The 22,675-nt window shown below is 38.7% G+C and carries 14 protein-coding genes and 1 pseudogene; 6 read left to right on the forward strand and 9 right to left on the reverse strand.

All coding sequences use genetic code 11. The features are described 5' to 3' along the window. Positions 1 to 25: 25 nt before the first annotated feature. The 3 genes from murQ to purL form a co-directional block, all read right to left on the reverse strand. Entirely contained in the window at positions 26 to 937 is a 912-nt protein-coding gene (murQ, locus tag K6J66_RS01265) for an N-acetylmuramic acid 6-phosphate etherase (RefSeq protein ID WP_110442532.1), read from the reverse strand. A 9-nt stretch (positions 938 to 946) separates the two neighbouring features. Next, positions 947 to 2,095, reverse strand: a complete 1,149-nt coding sequence (locus K6J66_RS01270; RefSeq protein WP_110442531.1) for an anhydro-N-acetylmuramic acid kinase — start codon at positions 2,093 to 2,095, stop codon at positions 947 to 949. Between the two features lie 171 nt (positions 2,096 to 2,266). Then, the gene (gene purL, locus K6J66_RS01275; RefSeq protein WP_192876822.1) at positions 2,267 to 6,160 is read right to left on the reverse strand and encodes a phosphoribosylformylglycinamidine synthase; all 3,894 of its coding nucleotides are present in this window, start codon (positions 6,158 to 6,160) and stop codon (positions 2,267 to 2,269) included. Positions 6,161 to 6,502: 342 nt separating this feature from the next. Here purL and K6J66_RS01280 point away from each other — a divergent pair. Together K6J66_RS01280 and tpx are read left to right on the forward strand one after the other, a co-directional pair. After that, a pseudogene (locus K6J66_RS01280) lies at positions 6,503 to 6,745 on the forward strand (hypothetical protein); the annotation flags it as partial. Positions 6,746 to 6,807: 62 nt separating this feature from the next. After that, positions 6,808 to 7,305: a thiol peroxidase gene (tpx, locus tag K6J66_RS01285; RefSeq protein ID WP_005666256.1), complete on the forward strand. Its 498-nt coding sequence runs from the start codon at positions 6,808 to 6,810 to the stop codon at positions 7,303 to 7,305. 217 nt (positions 7,306 to 7,522) lie between these two features. Here tpx and dapF read toward each other — a convergent pair whose 3' ends face one another. Continuing rightward, entirely contained in the window at positions 7,523 to 8,347 is an 825-nt protein-coding gene (gene dapF, locus K6J66_RS01290; RefSeq protein WP_005655521.1) for a diaminopimelate epimerase, read from the reverse strand. A gap of 142 nt (positions 8,348 to 8,489) precedes the next feature. Beyond that, positions 8,490 to 9,113: a transcriptional repressor LexA gene (gene lexA, locus K6J66_RS01295; protein WP_005648504.1), complete on the reverse strand. Its 624-nt coding sequence runs from the start codon at positions 9,111 to 9,113 to the stop codon at positions 8,490 to 8,492. A gap of 254 nt (positions 9,114 to 9,367) precedes the next feature. Here lexA and plsB point away from each other — a divergent pair, with 254 nt between their 5' ends. After that, entirely contained in the window at positions 9,368 to 11,800 is a 2,433-nt protein-coding gene (gene plsB / locus K6J66_RS01300; protein WP_110442529.1) for a glycerol-3-phosphate 1-O-acyltransferase PlsB, read from the forward strand. 79 nt (positions 11,801 to 11,879) lie between these two features. Here plsB and K6J66_RS01305 read toward each other — a convergent pair whose 3' ends face one another. From K6J66_RS01305 to ansB, 3 genes are all read right to left on the reverse strand, one after another. Further along, positions 11,880 to 13,214 carry an NAD(P)/FAD-dependent oxidoreductase gene (locus tag K6J66_RS01305; RefSeq protein ID WP_005655515.1) on the reverse strand — a complete coding sequence of 445 codons (1,335 nt, stop codon included), beginning with the start codon at positions 13,212 to 13,214 and terminating at the stop codon, positions 11,880 to 11,882. Between the two features lie 203 nt (positions 13,215 to 13,417). Further along, a complete protein-coding gene (locus K6J66_RS01310; RefSeq protein WP_005663174.1) occupies positions 13,418 to 14,740 on the reverse strand; it encodes an anaerobic C4-dicarboxylate transporter in 1,323 nt (440 codons plus the stop codon). A gap of 157 nt (positions 14,741 to 14,897) precedes the next feature. Next, on the reverse strand, positions 14,898 to 15,947 hold the full coding sequence (ansB, locus tag K6J66_RS01315; RefSeq protein ID WP_005652322.1) for an L-asparaginase 2: 1,050 nt from the start codon (positions 15,945 to 15,947) through the stop codon (positions 14,898 to 14,900). 225 nt (positions 15,948 to 16,172) lie between these two features. Here ansB and K6J66_RS01320 point away from each other — a divergent pair, with 225 nt between their 5' ends. Together K6J66_RS01320 and secB are read left to right on the forward strand one after the other, a co-directional pair. After that, positions 16,173 to 16,619: a rhodanese-like domain-containing protein gene (locus K6J66_RS01320; protein WP_005648518.1), complete on the forward strand. Its 447-nt coding sequence runs from the start codon at positions 16,173 to 16,175 to the stop codon at positions 16,617 to 16,619. 13 nt (positions 16,620 to 16,632) lie between these two features. Continuing rightward, on the forward strand, positions 16,633 to 17,142 hold the full coding sequence (secB, locus tag K6J66_RS01325) for a protein-export chaperone SecB (protein ID WP_005630575.1): 510 nt from the start codon (positions 16,633 to 16,635) through the stop codon (positions 17,140 to 17,142). Between the two features lie 161 nt (positions 17,143 to 17,303). Here the strand turns inward: secB and K6J66_RS01330 are convergent, their stop codons facing one another. Continuing rightward, positions 17,304 to 18,956 (reverse strand): phospho-sugar mutase, encoded by a 1,653-nt coding sequence (locus tag K6J66_RS01330; protein WP_038440213.1) that lies wholly within the window; start codon positions 18,954 to 18,956, stop codon positions 17,304 to 17,306. Between the two features lie 239 nt (positions 18,957 to 19,195). Between K6J66_RS01330 and dnaE the strand changes: the two genes are divergently transcribed. Further along, positions 19,196 to 22,675, forward strand: coding sequence for a DNA polymerase III subunit alpha (gene dnaE, locus K6J66_RS01335; protein ID WP_038440214.1), 3,480 nt, complete (start codon positions 19,196 to 19,198; stop codon positions 22,673 to 22,675).

The raw sequence follows: 22,675 nt of genomic DNA on the forward strand, positions 1-22,675 counted from the left end.
CTAATTTTTCAATCAGATTTTTGTCTTATTTAGAAAGCGCATTTCTCAATTTACCTTGATGTCTTTCTAACAATACTTTCGCTTCTGATTTTGATAAAGTGCTTAAAATCATCATAATCGCCAGTTTGGCATTTTGATCTGCTTCAATTAATGTCTGCTCAGCAAGCGTTTTATCACAATCCGTTGCTTGCATTACGATACGCACGGCGCGTGCTTTAAGTTTCTCGTTACTGGCTTGTACATCGACCATCAAATTTTCGTAACATTTACCCAATAAAATCATACTTGCCGTAGTCAGCATATTCAGCACCATTTTTTGTGCGGTACCAGATTTTAATCGGCTAGAACCCGTCAGTATTTCAGGACCAACAATAGTTTCTATCGCAATATCGGCTATCTCAGCCATCGCAGATTTTGGATTACTCGCAATAGAAATTGTCAATGCACCAAGCGATTTTGCATACTGAAGACCTGCAATAACATAAGGTGTGCGGCCACTTGCAGCGATGCCAACTAATACATCATTTTTTGAGAAATTTATACTTTGTAGATCCTCAAGTACAGCTTTCGTATTATCTTCCGCACCTTCAACAGGATGACGAATAGCACTTTCGCCACCTGCAATTATTCCTTTAACCATTTCCGTAGACACGCCAAATGTTGGAGGGCATTCTGACGCATCCAATACACCAAGACGACCACTGGTGCCTGCACCAATATAAATTAAACGCCCGCCTTGTTGAAAAGCCTGCACAATTTGCTCTACCGCCAACGAAATCTGCGGTAAACAGCTTTCAATCGCAAGTGGCACAAGTTTATCTTCTTCATTCATTAATCGAACAATTTCTAATGCACTTTGACGATCAATATCAACTGAATTCGGATTTCTTTGTTCCGTAATTAACGTGGATAAACTTTTTAATATAATGTCATTCATATTTTGACCTTAGTCTTTAGGAAAAATAGCCCCCAAACTAACCGCACTTTTTGCCCCAGTTACACTTGGTAGATTTGCAGGTAAATTGTTCATTCGACAATAAGCTAACCAAGCAAAAGCAGCGGCTTCTACATAATCAATATCAAAACCTTGCTCTGTCGTTGTGCTGACCTGCCAATCGAGTAAATTATCATGCAATCCACGCATAATTAAGCTATTCTTGGCACCACCGCCACATACTAGTAAACGTTTTGGTAAATTTGTTTGGAGCTGATTTAGTGCATTAACAATGCTTGTTACCGTCAATTCAACAAGCGTCGCTTGCACATCCTCTGGGCGAAAAGACATTTCAACTGAAAGTGCGGTCAATTTTTCCCTTATTTTTGCTATTTTGTGATTTAACCAAACAAGGTTAAATAATTCTCTCCCAGTACTCTTGGGTGCAGGTAAAGAAAAGAAAGGCTCATTGAGTAATTCATCAAGCAGAACTTTATTCACGTTGCCTTTTGCTGCCCACTCGCCATTTTCATCATAACGAAGCCCTTGATGTTTTTCGATCCATTGATCTAATAAGGTATTGCCCGGGCCTGTATCAAAGCCGATGACAGCTTGATTTGGAAACAAAATAGACACATTACTAATCCCGCCAATATTTAAAACAGCTGTAGCAAAATTAGAATTTGAAAATACCGCCTCGTGAAACGCTGGCACAAGAGGCGCACCTTGCCCACCCCAAGCCATATCCTTACGGCGAAAATCCCCAATAACCGAAATGCCTGTTTTAGCGGCAAGTAAATTCATATCGCCTAATTGCATTGTAAAGGGAAATTGTGAATTTGGAGAATGCCATACCGTCTGCCCGTGGCACCCAATAGCCTGAATTTGATTTGGCAAAAAAGCATTTTTCTGCAGAAAAGCATTGACACAATCACTGTATAGCAAGGCAAGTTTATGATCCAGTTCACCTAAATTTTGTAGAGTTGTTCCACCTACTTGAATAAGTGTGGTTAATTTCTGACGTAAATCTTCTGGCATAGGAAAAAAATCAGATAGGATAAGTTGAGGATCTTGAGAAAAATCAACCAACGCAATATCCACGCCATCTAAGCTAGTACCCGACATCATACCAAGATAATATTGAGGTTTCATATTAATCATTTCTATATTTCTATTTTGATGATTATATCGCTAACTTAACAATAAAAATAATTAAATCATCAAACAAAAACACAACTAAAAACAATTACATAAAATTGAAAATACCGAAGCACAGTGAAAATCTGCTAGATTTCCACCGCACTTTTTTAACCTTCAAGTCCATTTATTTCTTTAAAATACCATTCTTGCATTTCTGAATAATCTCATCCACGCACCGTCTTCTGTCCAGTTTTCTGGGTGCCAAGAGTTACTCACAGCACGGAACACACGTTCAGGGTGTGGCATCATAATAGCAACTCGCCCATCAAGATTTGTAATTGCAGTAATGCCCTCCGCAGAACCATTCGGATTGGCAGGATATAGTTCAGTGGGACTACCGTTGTTGTCAATATATTGTGCGGCAATGATGCCTTGTGCTTTTAAGCCTGCAAACTGTTCAACTGATTTAAACTTAACTTGCCCTTCCCCGTGAGAAACCGCAATGGGCATATGTGAGCCTGCCATTCCTGCAAACCAAACTGAATCCACTTCATTAATTTTCACTAAACTCACACGCGCTTCAAAGCGTTCAGATTTGTTGCGTACAAAATGCGGCCAGTTTTCTGTACCTGGGATAATTTCCGCCAAGTTAGAGATCATTTGACAACCGTTACATACGCCTAAGGTCAGTGTGTTTGGATTGATAAAAAACTGGCTGAATTGCTCGTGTAATTTCGGGTTAAATAAGATGGATTTTGCCCAACCGCCCCCTGCGCCAAGCACATCGCCGTAAGAGAAACCGCCACAAGCAACCATTGCATTGAATTCGGCTAAATTACGACGACCAATCATTAAATCAGACATATGCACGTCAATTGCATTAAAGCCTGCACGATCAAACGCTGCTGCCATTTCATAATGACTATTTACACCTTGTTCACGTAAAATTGCAATGGTTGGTTTTACACCTTTATTGATAAATGGCGCAGTAATATCTTCATTCACATCGTAAGTCAAAAATGCGGATAAGCCTTTGTCGTCAGGGTTTTTCTTAGCTTCAAACTCTTGCTCAGCACACTCTGGATTATCGCGTAAGCGTTGCATTTGGTAAGTTAATTCTGCCCAAATACTACGTAATTCAGAGCGTTTTTCGCTGAATAATTTATGGCTGCTGCGGCTGATCTCAAAGCGATCATCAACAGTTACCGTACCAAGTTGGTGAGTAATACCAAGCAAATTGTGAGCTTTCAACACCTCACGTACACTTTCTAATTGGCTATCGGCAACTTGGATAACCGCTCCCAATTCTTCGTTAAATAATACCGCTAAATCGTTGTCGCCTAAAGCTGAAATATCAACTTCTACCCCACAATGCCCTGCAAACGCCATTTCTGCAAGAGTTGTGATTAAACCGCCGTCCGAACGGTCGTGATAAGCCAACAATTTATCTTCTGCCACTAAAATTTGCATTGCATTGTAAAAATCTTTTAAGCGTTGAACCTTTACCACATCGGCAGGCTTGTCTCCTAACTGTTTGTACACTTGAGCAAGTGCGGTCGCACCTAATCGATTATGCCCTTCGCCTAAATCAATTAGCAATAAACTCGAGAAACCTTTGTCGGTACGAAGTTGTGGCGTAAGCGTTTTACGTACATCTTCTACACGAGCAAAAGCGGAAATTACTAATGAAAGTGGGGCAGTCACTGATTTTTTCTCGCCATTATCGATCCAAGTGGTTTTCATCGACATTGAGTCTTTACCCACAGGAATAGTTAAGCCTAACGCAGGACAAAGTTCTTCGCCCACAGCTTTTACTGCTTCATAAAGTCCCGCATCTTCGCCTGTGTGACCTGCTGCACTCATCCAGTTGGCAGAAAGTTTAATACGTTTCATCTCGCCAATGTGGGTGCCAGCAATGTTAGTAATGGCCTCCGCCACAGCTAAACGTGCCGAAGCCGAGAAATTTAGCAAGGCAACTGGAGAACGTTCGCCCATTGCCATTGCTTCGCCGTGGTAGCTATCCAGTGAAGCAGTAGTAACAGCCACATCAGACACGGGGATTTGCCAAGGACCCACCATTTGATCTCGTGCCACCATACCTGTTACAGAACGGTCGCCAATAGTAATTAAGAAAGTTTTTTCTGCAACAACGGGTAAACGTAATACACGGTGGAATGCTTCTTTTAATTGAATACATTCTGTTTTAAGTGGTTGATTTTCCACTGTTTTTGACAAAACCTCACGCGTCATTTTCGGCGTTTTGCCTAATAACACATTCATTGGTAAATCAATTGGATTATTATCGAAATGACTATCGTGCAAGATTAAATGTTCTGCTTGTGTTGCTTCGCCAATCACTGCAAAAGGGGCACGTTCACGCTCACAAAGTGCGGTAAATAATTCGAGGTTTTCTGGCGCAACGGCTAATACATAACGTTCTTGCGATTCATTACACCAAATTTCCAATGGCGACATACCTTTTTCATCACAAAGAATAGAACGCAGATCGAATTTTCCTCCACGCTTGCCATCGTGTACCAATTCAGGCATTGCATTAGATAAACCACCCGCACCCACATCGTGAATAAACAGGATTGGATTTTCTTCGCCTAATTGCCAACAGCGGTCAATAACTTCTTGGCAGCGGCGTTCCATTTCCGGATTTTCACGTTGAACAGAAGCAAAATCTAAATCTTCTTTTGATTTACCACTGTCCATCGAAGAAGCAGCACCACCACCTAAACCGATGTTCATTGCTGCCCCACCCAACACGATCAATTTAGCACCGATTGGAATTTCGCCTTTTTGAACCTGTTCGCCACGAATATTACCGATTCCTCCCGCTAACATAATCGGCTTGTGATAACCGCGTACTTCTTTTCCTGCAAAACTATTTACTTTTTCTTCATAAGTACGGAAATAACCTAATAATGCTGGGCGACCAAATTCATTATTAAATGCCGCACTACCTAAAGGCGCATCTATCATAATATCTAAGGCAGAAGCAATGCGATTTGGTTTAGACAATGGATTTTCCCAAGGTTGTTCAAAGTTTGGAATAACGAGGTTAGACACCGAGAAACCTGTTAAACCTGCTTTGGGTTTTGCCCCACGCCCCGTTGCCCCTTCATCACGAATCTCCCCGCCAGAGCCTGTTGCGGCACCAGGAAATGGCGAAATTGCTGTGGGATGGTTATGTGTTTCCACTTTCATTAAAATGTGCGCATCTTCTTGATGAACACGATATTGTCCATCAGGATCAGGAAACCAACGCCCGACTTTCGAACCTTCCATTACTGCAGCATTATCTTTATAAGCAGAAAGCACAAAATCAGGCGTTTTCTCAAAGGTATTTTTGATCATTTTAAACAGCGATTTATCCTGTTTTTTGCCATCAATAATCCAATCGGCATTAAAAATTTTATGGCGACAATGCTCTGAATTCGCTTGTGCAAACATATAAAGCTCCACATCCTGTGGATTACGCTTTAAGGCAGTAAAACTTTCCACTAAATAATCCATCTCATCATCTGCCAACGCTAAACCCAAGGCAATATTCGCCTGTTCTAATGCTTGACGGCCACCATTTAAAATATCAATGGTAGTTAATGCTTTGGGTTCTTGTTGAGTAAAAAGCAAGGCTACTTCTGTTTCGTGATTTAACACGGTTTCTAACATACGGTCGTGTAATAAATCTTTCAGCGTAGCCAATTCTGCTTCGGTTAAATCACGCTCAATATTGAAGTAATAGGCTATACCACGTTCAATACGATTTACCTTCGACAAACCACAATTGTGAGCGATGTCTGTCGCTTTTGAAGACCAAGAGGAAATTGTCCCCACTCGTGGAGTCACAATTAAACAATATCCTGCAGGCTTGAGTTCAGAAAACATTGATCCATAATGCAATAATGCTTGTAATTTAACGATTTCATCTTCTACAAGCGATGTTTTTTGTTCAACAAAATGCAAATACTCTGCATAAACTGACGTAATAGGCAATTGATATTGCTGGCATTTTTGTTGAAGTTGAGTTAAACGAAATTCAGAAAGAGCAGGCGAGCCACGAAAGGTTTTGACAGTCATATTGCAGTTCCGTATAAAAGAAAAATAAAAAAACAGACGTATTATAACGAACAAAGCAAACGTTTGCATTCAAAATAAAACAATAAGATTTATGTTCAAACATACTCCCTATTTTCAAAAAAAAGATTTTGTAATACAAAGCTTATACCCTCTCTACAACCGCTAAAAAATCAATCAATTACTTTATCTATTGCTAATAAATTTTAAAACCTTATGAACAGCCAGCCAAAGATAACCCAATTGAAGTATTTTTGTTTGATAATGTGATATAACAGACGTAAAATTACACACTTTCATAAACTCGGAAATTTTTATACTTTCAATTAATTTAAGGACATAACAATGAGCTTATTTTCAGAACCATCTAAACGTCGTTATGGCGTTGCAATTTTTTGCAGGTTTTATCTCTGCTTTCGTTAAATGGGGAGCGGAGCATCCTTTTCCACCGTGCAGCCCTATTGATTTCACGGATTTAACTGGATTGGGGTAACGCACATACTGTTTTCATTAGTCTTTGCTATTGGTTATTGTGTGGTGGCTGAAATTTTCCCGAAAATCAAATTCTGGATAGCTTTAATTGGTGGAAAGAATTAGAAAGCGTGGTATAGTTTAAACACTTTTCACTTAATCTAAATAAAGAGGATTTTATGACAGTTACATTAGCAGGAAACCCTATTGAAGTTGGCGGACATTTCCCTCAAGTAGGCGAAATAGTAGAAAACTTTATTTTAGTCGGTAATGACTTAGCCGATGTTGCATTAAACGATTTTGCAGGTAAACGCAAGGTCCTAAATATTTTTCCAAGCATCGACACAGGTGTATGTGCGACTTCAGTACGTAAATTTAACCAACAAGCGGCAAAATTAAGTAACACCATAGTGCTTTGTATTTCAGCAGACTTGCCCTTTGCTCAAGCTCGTTTTTGTGGAGCAGAAGGAATTGAAAATGCCAAAACAGTTTCAACTTTTCGTAACCACGCATTACACTCACAATTAGGCGTAGATATTCAAACTGGCCCGTTGGCAGGTTTAACTTCTCGTGCAGTTATTGTGTTAGATGAACAAAACAATGTTTTACACAGCCAGTTAGTTGAAGAAATTAAAGAAGAGCCAAACTATGAAGCTGCATTGGCAGTGTTAGCGTAGTAGATAGAAGATTTAAAACAAGAACCGCCGAGAGGCGGTTTTTTATTATGCTAATAATCTATTTCTTTGAGTAAAAAATCTAGAGATTGTATGAAAAATGCTTGTTCTGATTACTTAAAGTTATCAAACAGTTCAATAAAAATATATTTAGATACAAAATGTTTACGCTAATTTAAGAAAAACGCCTCATCTTTTTTAAGATAAGTGGGGAAAAATATTAAAGAGTTATAAACCCATCATAAATATGGGTCGCCTCGCCTGTCATATAAAGTGGATGACCAACACCATTCCATTCGATCATGAGCGAACCGCCCGGTAAATCTACTTGGACATTGTTGTTCAATAAGCCTTGCATAATTCCAACTGCAACAGCTGCACAAGCACCACTTCCACAGGCTTGAGTTTCGCCAGCACCACGTTCATAAACTCTAAGCTTAATATGTTCTTTGTTGATGATTTGCATAAAACCAGCATTGACACGCTCAGGAAAACGTTCGTGGCTTTCTAACAAAGGACCAAGCTGTTCAACATTTGCTGTTTGAATATCATCTACTTGTACAACACAATGAGGATTCCCCATTGAAACTGCACCACATAGTACGGTTTGAATATCTGTACGCAGAATATAATTTTTCTCAAATTTATTTGCGGTAAATGGAATTTTTGCTGGTTCCCAAATTGGTTCGCCCATATTCACACGAATTTGATTGTCATCTTTTACCGTCAAAACCATATTACCCTTTTGTGTGCTAACCGAGATGTCTTTTTTGTTAGTTAGCCCTTTTAATGTCACAAACCGAGCAAAACAACGAGCACCGTTTCCGCATTGCGAAACTTCGCTTCCATCAGCATTAAAAATTCTATAATGAAAGTCGAGTTCGGGATCGTAAGGAGCTTCAACAATTAAAAGTTGATCAAACCCAATTCCACAATGGCGATTGGCTAAACGTCGGATCGTTTCTGGAGTAAAAAACACATTTTGAGTGACTCCATCAACCACAACAAAATCGTTACCTAATCCGTGCATTTTGGAAAACTGCATTTTTCCACCCTTTGTATAAATTCAAGATTTTTGCATTATAAAGAGCAGCAAAAATCATGGCAAATAAAGAACTCTAGTATAAGCAAAGTGCGGTAAAAATACCGTAAATTTTTACCGCACTTTATTCATTCTTGGTATCAGATTACATCCAAGCGTTATTACGAATAATGCCTACTGCAATACCTTCAATTTCAAAATTTTTTTGTTCTTCAAGATTGACTACTATAGGATCAAATTCTTCATTTTCTGCGTGTAGATAAATGATAGAACCTTTTTTCTCAAGACGTTTTACTGTTACTTCATCTTCAATACGTGCAACCACAATTTGTCCGTTACGTACATCCTTAGTACTATGCACAGCTAATAAATCACCATCTAAGATACCAACATTTTTCATTGATAGACCATAAACTTTAAGTAAGAAGTCAGCCTGTGGTTTAAACATATCTGCATCTACTCGATATGTCGCTTCAATATGCTGCTCTGCAAGAATCGGTTCTCCAGCAGCCACGCGCCCTACAAGCGGTAAACCGTCAAATTCATCATTCGAACTATTGTCTAAAATACGAATACCACGAGATGCACCGGGAATGATTTCGATTGCACCTTTACGTGAAAGTGCTTTCAAATGTTCTTCTGCGGCATTTGCAGATTTGAAACCTAATTCTCGAGATATTTCTGCTCGTGTTGGTGGCATACCTGTTGTTTCCAAATGGCGTTTTAATAAATCCAACACTTCTTGTTGGCGTGCGGTTAATGGTCTCATATACACTCCTGTTTTTAAACACAGATAACTGGTATTGTATACAGATTGTGTAAAGTTGCAACTGTTATTTTTTAAATCTGTGTATTAAGTCACATTTTGTCGCCAAATTTTCTAAATTAGTTGAGATCGGATGTGTTAAAATATTTGAGTTTTTGGACGATAAAAACACCAAAGGGCTAAAAATAGTTCTATTCACAAACTACTTTTTAAACGTCTATAAGATCTACAAACTTATAACAAAGAGAAAATTTATTATGGCAAATTTTATAAATATGTATCGCCAATTATTGAGCTTGCCGCTGTCTGCATTGGTGAAAAATAATCCTATTCCCGCCAATCCAATAGAAGAGCTTTCACTTAATATTCATCAACCTATTGTTTATGTTTTGCCTTATACATCTCAAACTGATTTCGTTATTTTCCGCCGAAATTGCTTAGCGTTAGGCTTGCCCGATCCCGCAGAGAAAAATGAAATTAATGGCGTTAAGTTACCACGTTATGTATATTTAGACGAAGGTCGCCGAATTTTTAAATCAAAAGGTGCGAAAGACGAAACCACTACCATTTTCAATAAATATCTTGAATTACACCGCACTTCTGAAAGTTTAGATGTGCAACTTATTCCTGTTTCTGTTCTTTGGGGACGTTCTCCCGGACAAGAAGATAAATCAGATTTGCCTAATTTGCGTTTATTAAATGGTATACAAAAAACATTTGCAGCAATTTGGTTTGGACGTGATACTTTTGTGCGTTTTTCTCAAGCGGTTTCATTACGTTATATGGTAGTTGAACATGGCTCAGATGAAAAAATTGCACAAAAGCTGGCTCGAGTTGCAAAAATGCACTTCGCAAAACAACGTATTTCAGCGACAGGCCCTCGTTTACCAAATCGTCAAGCAATGTTTAATAAATTATTGCAATCAGAAGCAATCCGACGAGCAATTGAAGATGAAGCAAAATCAAAAAATATCAGTATTGAAAAAGCACAAAAAGAAGCATATAAAATTTTGGATGAAATTGCAGCTGATGTCAGCCATTCAAGTTTACGTGCAGTAGATCGTTTTTTACGTTGGCTTTGGAATAAACTTTATTCAGGTATTGATGTACAAAATTCGAATCGTGTCCGTAAATTAGCGTTAGAAGGTCATGAAATTGTTTATGTGCCTTGCCACCGTAGTCATATTGATTACTTATTGCTTTCTTATGTGCTTTATCATCAAGGTCTTGTTCCGCCACATATCGCGGCAGGGATTAACTTAAATTTCTGGCCTATAGGTAGAATGTTTCGTAGTTGGGGGGCATTCTTTATTCGCCGCACTTTTAAGGGAAATCGACTATATTCTGCCATTTTTCGCGAATATTTATCAGAACTATTCCATCGAGGCTATTCCGTCGAATATTTTATTGAGGGCGGTCGTTCTCGTACAGGTCGTTTACTGGCACCAAAAACAGGTATGATGTCAATGACACTTCAAGCATTGCAACATAGTCAAACTCGCCCCATTTCGATTGTTCCTGTTTACGTTGGTTATGAACACGTATTAGAAGTAGACACTTATGCTAAGGAATTACGTGGTGCAGCGAAAGAAAAAGAAAATGCGGGTTTAGTACTTCGTGTAATTAAAAAATTACGTAATCTTGGTCAAGGTTTTGTAAATTTTGGTGAGCCAATTACGCTTTCAAACTATTTGAGCCAACATTTCCCTGATTGGAAAGAGCAAAATCACGAAGAAAAACCACAATGGTTTACACCTGCGGTAAATAATATTTCTAAACAAGTAATGATTAATATTAACAAAGCAGCGGCAGTTAATTCAATGAACCTTGTGGGTACAGCACTACTTTCATCTCGTCAGCGAGCACTTTCACGTGAGCAACTGTTAGAACAACTTAGTAGTTATCAACAATTGTTACAAAATGTCCCTTATTCTACGGACGTAGTGCTACCAAATGTGACACCGCAAGCAATGTTAGAACACGTATTAGCTTTAGATCGCGTAGGTGTGTTAATTGAAAAAGATAATTTTGGCGAAATTGTACGCTTAGAACGTTCATCTGCTGTACTAATGACTTATTATCGTAATAATATTCAGCATCTATTCGTATTACCATCTTTAGTTGCGAGTATTATTTTGCATTACGAAGCGATCCAAAAAGATTTATTATTAGACGCGATTAGAAAAATTTACCCTTTCTTACAAGGCGAATTGTTCTTACATTTCAATGAAGATGAATTGAATGTACAAATCCATCAAATCATTAATGAATTTGCACGCCAAAGCGTTATTAATTCAAATGATAACTTCTTATCTATTAATAAATCAAAAGTACGAATTTTACAGCTTTGGTCTGCGGGAACGCGGGAAATCTTGCAACGTTATTACATTACTGTCACTATTTTACAAAAACAACCTGCTATTTCTCGAGCTGAACTTGAAAAAGAAAGCCAGCTTGTTGCTCAACGTTTATCAGTATTACACGGCATAAATGCACCAGAATTCTTTGATAAAGCGGTTTTTTCAAGCTTTATTGCAAACTTGAAAGAGCAACGTTACTTTGATGAATCTGGTTATACTGTTCTTGATAAAATAGAAGAATTAGCTTCAACGCTTTCCCATTTGATTTCAACAGAAATTTGCTTAACGGTGAAAGGAACAATTGAAAAATCCGAAGATCTTTCTTCATAAAACAATACTGAGGGCATCATTGATGCCCTTTCTTTTATATAAATGATTTAGATCGCATTTAACGAAAAATTATACTTAATCAATGCAATTTTAATCTTGGTTTTAAATAACGATTCAATTTATCAACGAGAATAATCAAACCAATTTTAATACAACCGTGCAAAGCATGTTGGTGCATTCGATACAAAGACACATAAGCAAACTGCGCAAATTTACCTTGAACGGTAAGTGGATTTTTACCAAACTTATTGGTTAGACTACCAAGTGCGGTAAAATTTGACAGAGAAACTAAAGTACCTTTATCGTTATATTTAAAAGATTTCAGTGGTTTATTTTCAAACAATGCAAAAATATTTTTTGCACAAGCCTTTGCCATTTGATGTGCAGCTTGCGCTCTTGGCGGAACCAATTTACCATTTGATTGTATAAATGCAGCACAATCGCCAATCGCAAAAATACTATCATCAACGGTAGTTTGAAGTGTATCTTTAACCACTAATTGATTGATACGATTAATTTCTAATCCATCAAATTGCTGCGTTACTGTTGAGACGCGAACCCCTGCTGCCCAAACAATAAGATCAGCTTTAATCTCCCTGCCATCTTTGGTAATAAGTGTATTTGGCTGCGCCTCAGTAATCATTGTGTTTAATTGCACATTGGCACCCATTTCCTTTAATTCATCTAACACAGCAGCAGATAAATTTTCAGGTAATGCTGGCAATAAACGTGTTCCTGCTTCGACTAAAGTAACTTGTAAGCAAGAACTATCAATTTTACCATAACCGTAAGAAGACAAATCTTCAGCGGCATGATAAAGTTCTGCGGTTAATTCCACACCAGTTGCTCCACCTCCCACAATAGCAATATTTACTTTATTTTCATCCACTAACTTTTGTTTAAATTCTTCTTCGCCAATGTCATCTAATGCGCGGTTTTCTGAAAATTTTAAAAATAATTCCAACAGTTTATGTTGAAAACGTAAAGCTTGTTTTGAACTATCTAAAAAAATACAATTATCAGCTACCCCTTTTGTGTTGAAATCATTAGATTTACTGCCAATGGCAATCACTAAATAATCGTAAGGAATTCGACGAGCAATGACAAGCATATCGCCCTCTTGTCCATAAACAGGTGCAAGTTCAACATATTTTTGCTCGCGATTAATACGTATAATTGAACCTTGCTCAAAACTGAAAAAATGATTTTTACCGTGCGCACGATAACTTAAAGAATCAATGCCATCATCCATTACGCCTGTTGCAATTTCATGCAATAAGGGTTTCCATAAATGGGTGGCATTACGATCAACCAGCGTCACTTTAGCTTGTTTTTGACGACCTAATTTATTACCCAAAAATGTTGCTAATTCAATACCGCCAGCACCCCCACCAACGATCACGACGTTTTTCATAAAGCTCTCCTAAAAGTTTAAATTGTTAAAAATGTTACATTAATGTAATGATAACATAACAACGAAACAGGGCGGAAAACTTTCATAAAAATAACCGCACTTATATATCAAAGTGCGGTTATTTTTTTGAGTTATTTTAAGTTGATATTAGAACAACAAAAACGGTGCTATTTCAGCACCGTTCTTTGTTATCGAATCACATTTTAAAGAATAACGTGAGAAAGACCTAAACCGATTAATAAGCAGAAAAGCATGCTCAATAAACCCGGAAGCATAAAGCTGTGGTTTAAAATGTATTTACCAATTTTGGTTGTACCTGTGGTATCGAAGTCAAGAGATGCGATGATTGGGCCGTAGTTAGGGATGAAGAAGTAACCATTTACAGCAACAAATACACCGATTAATACAGGTGCAGGAATACCTAATGCGATACCAAGTGGGAACAATGTCGCTACTGTTGCACCTTGGCTGTTTACTAATACTGAAAGTACAAATAGAGCGAAAGCAAATGCCCATGGTGCAGTTTCAACTAACCCTTTCACCATTTCTTTTACTTCAGTAATGTGTGCCTGCATTAAAGTGTCGCCTAACCAAGCAATACCGAAGATTGCGATTACTGCGCGCATACCAGCATGGAATACAGAACCTTTGGTAATCGCTGTGCCGTCTGGTTTACAAGTTAAGATAATCAATGCACCAATTGAAAGCATAATAATTTCAATGGTATGTGCCATTCCCATTGGTTTTCCATCAAAAACAGGTCGAATAGAAGGAGCTGCACCCATTAACACGACAAGTAAAGCACCAAATAAGAATAAAGAAACAGAAATTTTAGCTGTTTTGCTCACTTCTACTTCTTTGACTGAAGTGGTAGAAGCAAAAATATCTGCATATTTTGGATCATTCAAACGACGTTGATATTCTGGATCATCTTTTAACTCTTTACCCATTTTATTAACAAATAAGCAAGCAAGGAAAAGTCCTAGAATAGTTGAAGGAATGGTTACCATTAAAACATCGCCAAGATGAATGCCTTGTGGCTCAAGGTAAGCAACCACAGCCACCACCGCTGCAGCGATTGGGCTTGCTACGATAGCAAATTGTGATGCAATTACCGCCATTGACATTGGGCGTTCAGGACGGATACCGTTTTGACGGCTCACTTCAGCGATAACTGGCAATACAGAATATGCCACGTGACCAGTACCCGCTAAGAGAGTGAATAACCAAGTTACTGCTGGCGCAATAAACGTAATGTGTTTAGGATTACGACGTAAGATTTTGGTTGCGATTTTGATCATGTAGTCTAAACCGCCAGCTGCTTGCATTGCTGCCGCGGCTGCCACTACAGCCATAATCATAAACATAACATCAATAGGTAAACCTGCTGGTTTCAAGCCAAAGCCAAAAGAAAGAATGGCAAGACCTAAACCACCAAATACACCTAAACCGATACCACCTACACGCGCACCCACAAAGATACACAATAATACGATGGCAAATTGTAGTAAAAACATTGCAGACATACTGCCCCCCTAAGTTAATAAAAAAACACTTTATTTTATTTGTTGAAACGGCGTGTAATATAGCAACAAATAGGTAGAGATTCCATAACTTGGATCAATAAATTGTGGTCAAAAGTGCGGTTATTTATAACCGCACTTTTGTTTATTACAATTGATCTTAGAAGTCTTCGAAATATTGTTGAATTACTTTTGGATCTTTAGTTTGAGTTAAAGCTAATTGCAAGAGCACGCGGGCTTTCTGTGGATTTAAAGTACCTGATGCTACAAAGCCATATTTACTATCATCAACTTCAGCGTCACGAGTTGTATAACCCGTTGGTACACGAGAAGAACGGACTACAACGACGCTATCTTTTGCGGCTTTTTCTAAGCGATCTAAGTGTGCGGCATTAACATTTCCATTGCCAACTCCTGCAGATACAATCCCTTGATAGCCAGCATTGAGTAATGCGTTTAATGGTTCGACAGGTGCATTTGAATAAGCATAAATAATCCCCACTTTGGGTAGGCTATCTAACTTTTCTACATTAAACGGAGTGTTGATGGTATGTTTGCTTTCTGGGGAACGTTCATAGTCCACTTTGCTGTTATGAATATAGCCTAGAGAACCATAATTTGGTGAATGGAACGTTTGCACTGCGGTCGTACTGGTTTTTGTTACATCGCGAGCACCTAGTACTTCATTATTCATTGCGACTAAAACACCACGACCACTTGATTTTTTGTCTGCTGCGACAACGACAGCATTGTAAAGATTTAATGGGCCATCAGCACTTTTTTCTGTTGCAGGACGCATTGCGCCAACGAGAACAACCGGTTTTTCACATTTTACGGTTAAATCTAAGAAATAAGCCGTCTCTTCCATGGTATCTGTACCATGGGTAATGACAAATCCATCAGTACTTTTACATTGAGCATTGATGGCTTTTGCCAGTTTTAGCCAGACTTCGTCATTCATGTCTTGTGAACCTATTTTTACAATTTGCTCACCTTTAATGTTGGCAATATTTTTCATTTCTGGTACAGCTTCAATTAAAGTATCAATACTTAATTGTCCAGCTTTATACGCAGAATTTACCGAACTTTGCCCGCTTCCTGCAATGGTACCACCCGTTGCCAAGATTGTAATATTTGGTAAGTCAGCTGCATTTGCTATTGAAACACCTAGACCAAATAAAGTACATAAGGCTAATTTAGTTAATTTCATAGATTTCTCCTAAGATGAATAAAAATTTCTCCAAAGTAGTCTAACTAAATTAAGTTATTTATAAACAATGGAAAAACAAATTTATGATCTCGATCACATAATTTTTTTTGTTGATTGTATAACCTTTATGCAAGTACGGAATTTAAGCATAATTTTTTTGAAAGATAACCCAAGTGCGGTTATACTTGAGCCCTATTTTGACGTACTTAATCAGTAGAGAAAACAATGCAAGAATTTATCTCAATGGCAACAGAGTTTGCTCAAAAACATACGCTTTTAGCGGTTTCTTGGTTTGCGATTTTCGTAATGGTAATTTATACATTCTACAAAGGCGCAACGAGTAAATTTAAAGTAATTACGCACAATGAAGTTATTCGGCTAATAAATTCCGATGAAGCCATTGTGGTAGATTTACGTAGTCTTGAAGAATTTCAACGTGGACATATCATTAATAGTATTAATGTGCTTCCAAGCGAAATTAAAAATCAAAACATCGGAAAATTAGAGTCGCATAAAGAGAAAGCTCTTATATTAGTCGATACAAATGGTACTTCAGCCTCTGCTTCTGCAGTATTTTTAACCAAACAAGGTTTTAATTCTGTATTTGTATTGAAAGAAGGCCTTTCCGCGTGGGTAGCAGCAAATTTACCTTTAGTTAAAAAACATAAATAATAAGGAATAGAAAATGTCAGAACAAAAACAAGACGTTGCAGCAACAGAAGAACAACAACCCGTTCTCCAAATTCAACGTATTTATGTGAAAGATGTGTCTTTTGAAGCTCCAAATCTTCCACATATTTTCCAACAAGAATGGAAACCAAAACTTGGTTTTGATTTAAGCACCGAAACAACCCAAGTTGGCGATGACTTATATGAAGTGGTATTAAACATTTCTGTTGAAACTACACTTGAAGATAGTGGTGATGTCGCATTTATTTGCGAAGTTAAACAAGCAGGCGTATTTACTATTAGCGGTTTAGAAGATGTTCAAATGGCGCATTGTTTAACTTCTCAATGCCCGAATATGCTTTTCCCTTATGCGCGTGAATTAGTGTCTAACTTAGTAAATCGCGGTACGTTCCCTGCATTAAACTTATCTCCAGTAAACTTTGATGCATTGTTTGTTGAATATATGAATCGCCAACAAGCAGAAAATGCAGAAGAAAAATCTGAGGAAGAACAAACTAAACATTAATTAAATGGTAAAACAAAAGGCAAGCTAGAAATGATCTGCACCCCAAAAGCTGGATTAAATAACCAACTAACTAAGGTGCAGATTTTTTATGACCAAATACCACACCCTTTTCAAACAACAAGTCAATGCACCGTTTGACGTATCCATATCCCATTGTGCAATTAGCAGTCTTGTTTGCCATAAGCATCTTGGCGAAGAATGTGACGAACACCTTCATCAAATTCTGCTAGTACGCGATCTGCATCTTTTGGATCTTTACCGCGCGCATCTAAGTAGAATTTAATTTTTGGTTCAGTACCTGAAGGACGAGCAATTAAGCGTCCGCCATTTTCCAAGTTAAATACAAGGATATCGCTTTGACGATCTGTTTTAGTATGATCGATAAATTGTGCCACTTTCACGCCAGCGATTTCTGCTGGTGGATTGTTACGAAGTGCGGTCATTAATTTTCCGATTTCTGAAAGATCGCTGACTCGAATAGAGATTTGTCCACTCACATAAGCACCAAATTCTTTGGTAAATTCATCAGCATAATCTGCTAAAGTTTTGCCTTGTTTTTTCAAGTTACGCACAAGATCTAAGAACACGATTGCTGCAGAAATACCGTCTTTATCGCGTACTTTGTCTGGATCCACTAAATAGCCTAATGCCTCTTCAAAACCAAACAATAAGTCAGATACTTTACCGATATATTTGAAACCGGTTAAGGTTTCTTCTGATTGGAAGCCGTATTTTTTCGCAATTTCAGCGAGTGCAGGAGAAGAAACAAGTGAGCAAGCCAATGTGCCTTGTTTACCTTGATATTGTTTTGCTAAGTACCAACCTAAGAAACAGCCTACTACGTTGCCGTGTAATGATTTCCAGTTGCCTTGTTCATCAGGCACAGCAACGGCTAAACGGTCTGCATCTGGGTCATTCGCAATGATAAATTCAGCGTTCTTTTCTTTTGCCACTTTAATTGCTAAATCCAATGCGCCTTTTTCTTCTGGATTTGGGAAATTCACCGTTGGGAATGTGCCATCTGGCCAAACTTGATCTGCCACTACGTGGGGTTGTGGTAATCCTGCTTTTGCCAGTGTTTTACTTAAAACTTCATAGCCCACACCGTGCATAGCGGTATAAACATAGTTAATGTCGCAAGCGGGTTCTTTAGCTAATGATGCAGTTTTTGTAATGTACGCATCTACCACTTCATCATTTAACACCACATAATTATCGCTACGTGGTAAATCTTGGATATTGCCAGCCGCAACTTTATCAATTAATGCTGCGATGTCTTTATCTGCCGGTGAAACGATTTGACCGCCACCATTTGCTTTACCTAAATACACTTTGTAGCCATTATCTTCTGGTGGGTTATGGCTTGCTGTTACCATTACACCTGCAGTGGTATCAAAATATTGGATAGCATAGGCTAAAACTGGCGTAGGTAATTTGCGTGGTAATAAATAAGCTTTTACGCCTGCACCCACCATAATTTCAGCGGTGTCACGGGCAAAAACATCAGAGTTTTTACGGCCATCGTAACCAATAACGATTGATGGTTCTTTATCGTAACCTTTTAAATATTCCGCTAAACCACCAGCAGCTTGAGAAACTAACACTCGGTTCATCCCCATTGAGCCAGCTTGTAAACGACCACGTAAACCTGCCGTACCAAATTGTAAACGACCATCAAAACGCGCATGTAATTCTACTTCTGCCGCTTTATCTCCGCCTTTTGCTGCATCTAAAAGTGCGGTTAATTCTGCACGAGTTTCTGTGTCAGGATCTTGGTTTAACCAATGTTGTGCAACCTCAAAAAGTGTTGTCATAGCGTTATCCTTATTCGTTGAAATAAATAAAAAAATCGCCGTTAGACTAGCGGAAATCTAACAAAATGAAAACGGCTAATTATCAATTTTTTGATCTACTTAACATTTTTTATTCACGCAATCGGTTATCCGAGCCAATTTGGGAACACTATTTGTAGCATAAGCATTTGTTTGAAAAATTCGCTATAATACCGCCTTAATATTTACGGCAAAATTTAACCGCACTTTAAGGATTTTCAATGTCATCCCAACCTCGCTTCGTCCATCTTCGCACACACACAGATTTTTCGATGATTGACAGTATCGTCAAAGTGAAGCCTCTTGTGAAAGCTTGTGCAGCCAATGAAATGGTTGCTATGGGATTAACGGATTTTACTAATTTTTGTGGTGTGGTTCGTTTTTATGGCGAAATGCTTTCTTCGGGTATGAAGCCCATTATCGGGGCAGATGTAAAAGTAAAAAGCCCATTATGTGGCGATGAATACTTTGATCTTACTTTGCTGGCTAAAAATAATGAAGGCTATAGAAATATTACTTTATTGTTATCAAAGGCTTATCAACGCGGTTATAACGATTTACCTTATATCGATCAAGATTGGTTAATTGAACATCGCGACGGCGTGATTATTTTATCAGGGGGAACGCAAGGCGATGTGGGTAAAAAATTGTTGAAAGAAAACGTAGCCGAAATTGAAAGTGCGGTCGATTTTTACCAAGAATTTTTTGCCGATCATTTTTATTTAGCATTAAGTCGTACAGGTCGCCCAAATGAAGAACGTTACATTCAAGCAGCGTTGAAATTAGCAGAACGTTGTGATTTACCATTGGTCGCAACTAATGATGTGATGTTTTTGAATGCAGAGGATTTTGAAGCCCACGAAATTCGCGTAGCGATTCACGATGGCTATACTTTAGACGATCCTAAACGTCCGAAATATTATACCTCACAGCAATATTTTCGTAGTGAAGAAGATATGTGTAAGCTGTTTGCAGACATTCCTTCCGCTCTCGAAAATACCTTATTAATTGCGCAACGTTGTAGTGTCACTTTACGCCTTGGTCAATATTTCTTACCTCAATTTCCAACTGGCGATTTAAGTACAGAAGATTTCTTAGTGCAAAAATCCAAAGAGGGCTTGGAAGAACGTTTAGCTTTTTTATTCCCTGATGAAAAAGTGCGGTTAGAAAAACGACCAAAATATGATGAACGCTTGCAAGTTGAGCTAGATGTAATTAACCAAATGGGGTTCCCAGGTTATTTCTTGATCGTAATGGAATTTATTCAATGGTCTAAGGATAACGATATTCCAGTAGGGCCAGGTCGTGGTTCTGGTGCGGGTTCATTGGTGGCTTACGCATTAAAAATCACTGATTTAGATCCGTTAGAGTTTGATTTGCTATTTGAACGTTTCTTAAATCCAGAACGTGTGTCTATGCCCGATTTCGACGTGGATTTTTGCATGGATGGTCGCGATCGCGTGATTGAACACGTTGCTGAAACCTATGGTCGTGGCGCGGTATCACAAATTATTACCTTTGGTACAATGGCGGCGAAAGCGGTTATTCGAGATGTAGGGCGAGTGCTGGGGCATCCGTATGGTTTCGTTGATCGTATTTCGAAATTGATTCCTCCCGATCCGGGTATGACCCTTGCGAAAGCATTTGAGGCCGAGCCGCAATTACAGACTGCCTACGATAGCGATGAAGAAGTGCGAGCATTGATTGACATGGCGCGCAAGCTGGAAGGTGTGACACGTAATGCAGGTAAACATGCAGGTGGCGTGGTCATTTCGCCAACCTTAATTACTGATTTTGCACCGCTCTATTGTGATAATGAAGGCTTACATCCAGTTACTCACTTTGATAAAAATGATGTGGAATATGCAGGGCTTGTGAAATTTGACTTCCTAGGCTTGCGTACTCTCACTATCATTAAATGGGCATTGGATATGATTAATGTTCGTATGGTGCGTGAAGGCAAGCCTCGAGTAGATATTGCCGCCATTCCACTTGATGATCCTGAATCTTTTGAATTACTTAAACGTTCCGAAACCACCGCCGTGTTCCAGTTGGAATCACGAGGTATGAAAGATTTGATCAAACGCCTGCAACCTGACTGTTTTGAAGATATTATCGCATTGGTAGCATTGTTCCGTCCGGGTCCGTTACAATCGGGTATGGTAGATAACTTTATCGACCGTAAACACGGGAGAGAAGAAGTATCTTACCCTGACGCAGAATATCAACATGCAAGTTTGAAACCTATTCTTGAGCCGACTTACGGCATTATTTTGTATCAAGAACAAGTGATGCAAATTGCTCAAGTGCTTGCTGGCTATACGCTGGGTGGGGCTGACTTATTGCGTCGAGCAATGGGTAAAAAGAAACCAGAAGAAATGGCAAAACAGCGTTCTGTATTTAAAGAAGGTGCGGAGAAAAACGGCGTTGATGGCGAGCTATCTATGAAGATTTTCGACTTGGTGGAAAAATTTGCTGGCTATGGTTTTAATAAATCTCACTCCGCTGCTTATGCCTTGGTGTCTTACCAAACCCTTTGGCTTAAAACTCATTTCCCTGCAGAATTTATGGCTGCAGTGATGACATCTGAAATAGATAATACGGATAAAATCGTAGGTTTGTACGACGAATGTTTGCGTATGGGCTTAAAAGTGACGCCACCAGATATTAATATCGGAAAACACCATTTTAGTGTCAATGAACAAGGCGAAATTGTGTATGGGATTGGCGCGATTAAAGGCGTGGGGGAAGGCCCGATTGAAGCACTTGTGACGGCAAGAAATGAAGGGGGGATTTTCAAAGATTTATTCGATTTATGCGCTCGTGTAGATTTGAAAAAAATTAACCGCCGTACCTTTGAAAACCTAATTATGTCGGGTGCCTTTGATAAATTAGGGCCACATCGCGCCGCACTTTCTAAGAATTTGGAAGATGCACTTAGAGCTTCCGATCAGCATGCGAAAGATGAAGCAATAGGACAAACGGATATGTTCGGTGTGCTGACTGAAACCCATGAAGAAGTGGAAAATGCCTATGCTAATACACCACCTTACACTGAAAAACAAATTCTTGATGGCGAACGAGAAACCTTAGGTCTTTATTTAAGCAGTCATCCTGTTAGCCGTTATTTGAAAGAACTTTCCCATTACACATCGACGCGGTTGAAAGATCTCGCACCAAATCGCCGTGGACAAATTAGCACTGTGGCGGGATTATTGGTCGCATCACGAATTGCAATCACAAAAAAAGGCAATCGCTTAGGCATTGCCACATTAGATGACCGTTCAGGTCGCTTAGATTTAACATTATTTGGTGAAAGTCTAGAACAATTTGGTGAGAAATTACAAAAAGATACAGTGATTGTTGCTTCAGGGCAGGTGAGCTTTGATGATTTCTCTGGTGGCTTGAAAATGACGGTGCGCGAGTTAATGACCTTAGATGAGGCTCGTTCTCGTTATGTCAAATCCTTGGCTATTAGTCTTTCTGAGCATCAAATTACACCAAGTTTCATTAAACAACTTAAAGCATTACTTGAGCCAGTGAGTGGTGGAACGTTGCCGATTAATGTGTATTATCAAAGTCCGAAAGGTCGTGCGTTGTTACGTTTAGGCGTGCAATGGTCGATCATTCCAACAGATGAAATTCTGACGGAATTGGTGAATTTACTCGGCGAAAGTGCGGTGGAATTAGAGTTTGAATAA

It is taken from the genome of Haemophilus influenzae (assembly GCF_019703545.1).
In the GTDB taxonomy this organism is placed as follows: Bacteria; Pseudomonadota; Gammaproteobacteria; order Enterobacterales; family Pasteurellaceae; genus Haemophilus; species Haemophilus influenzae_E.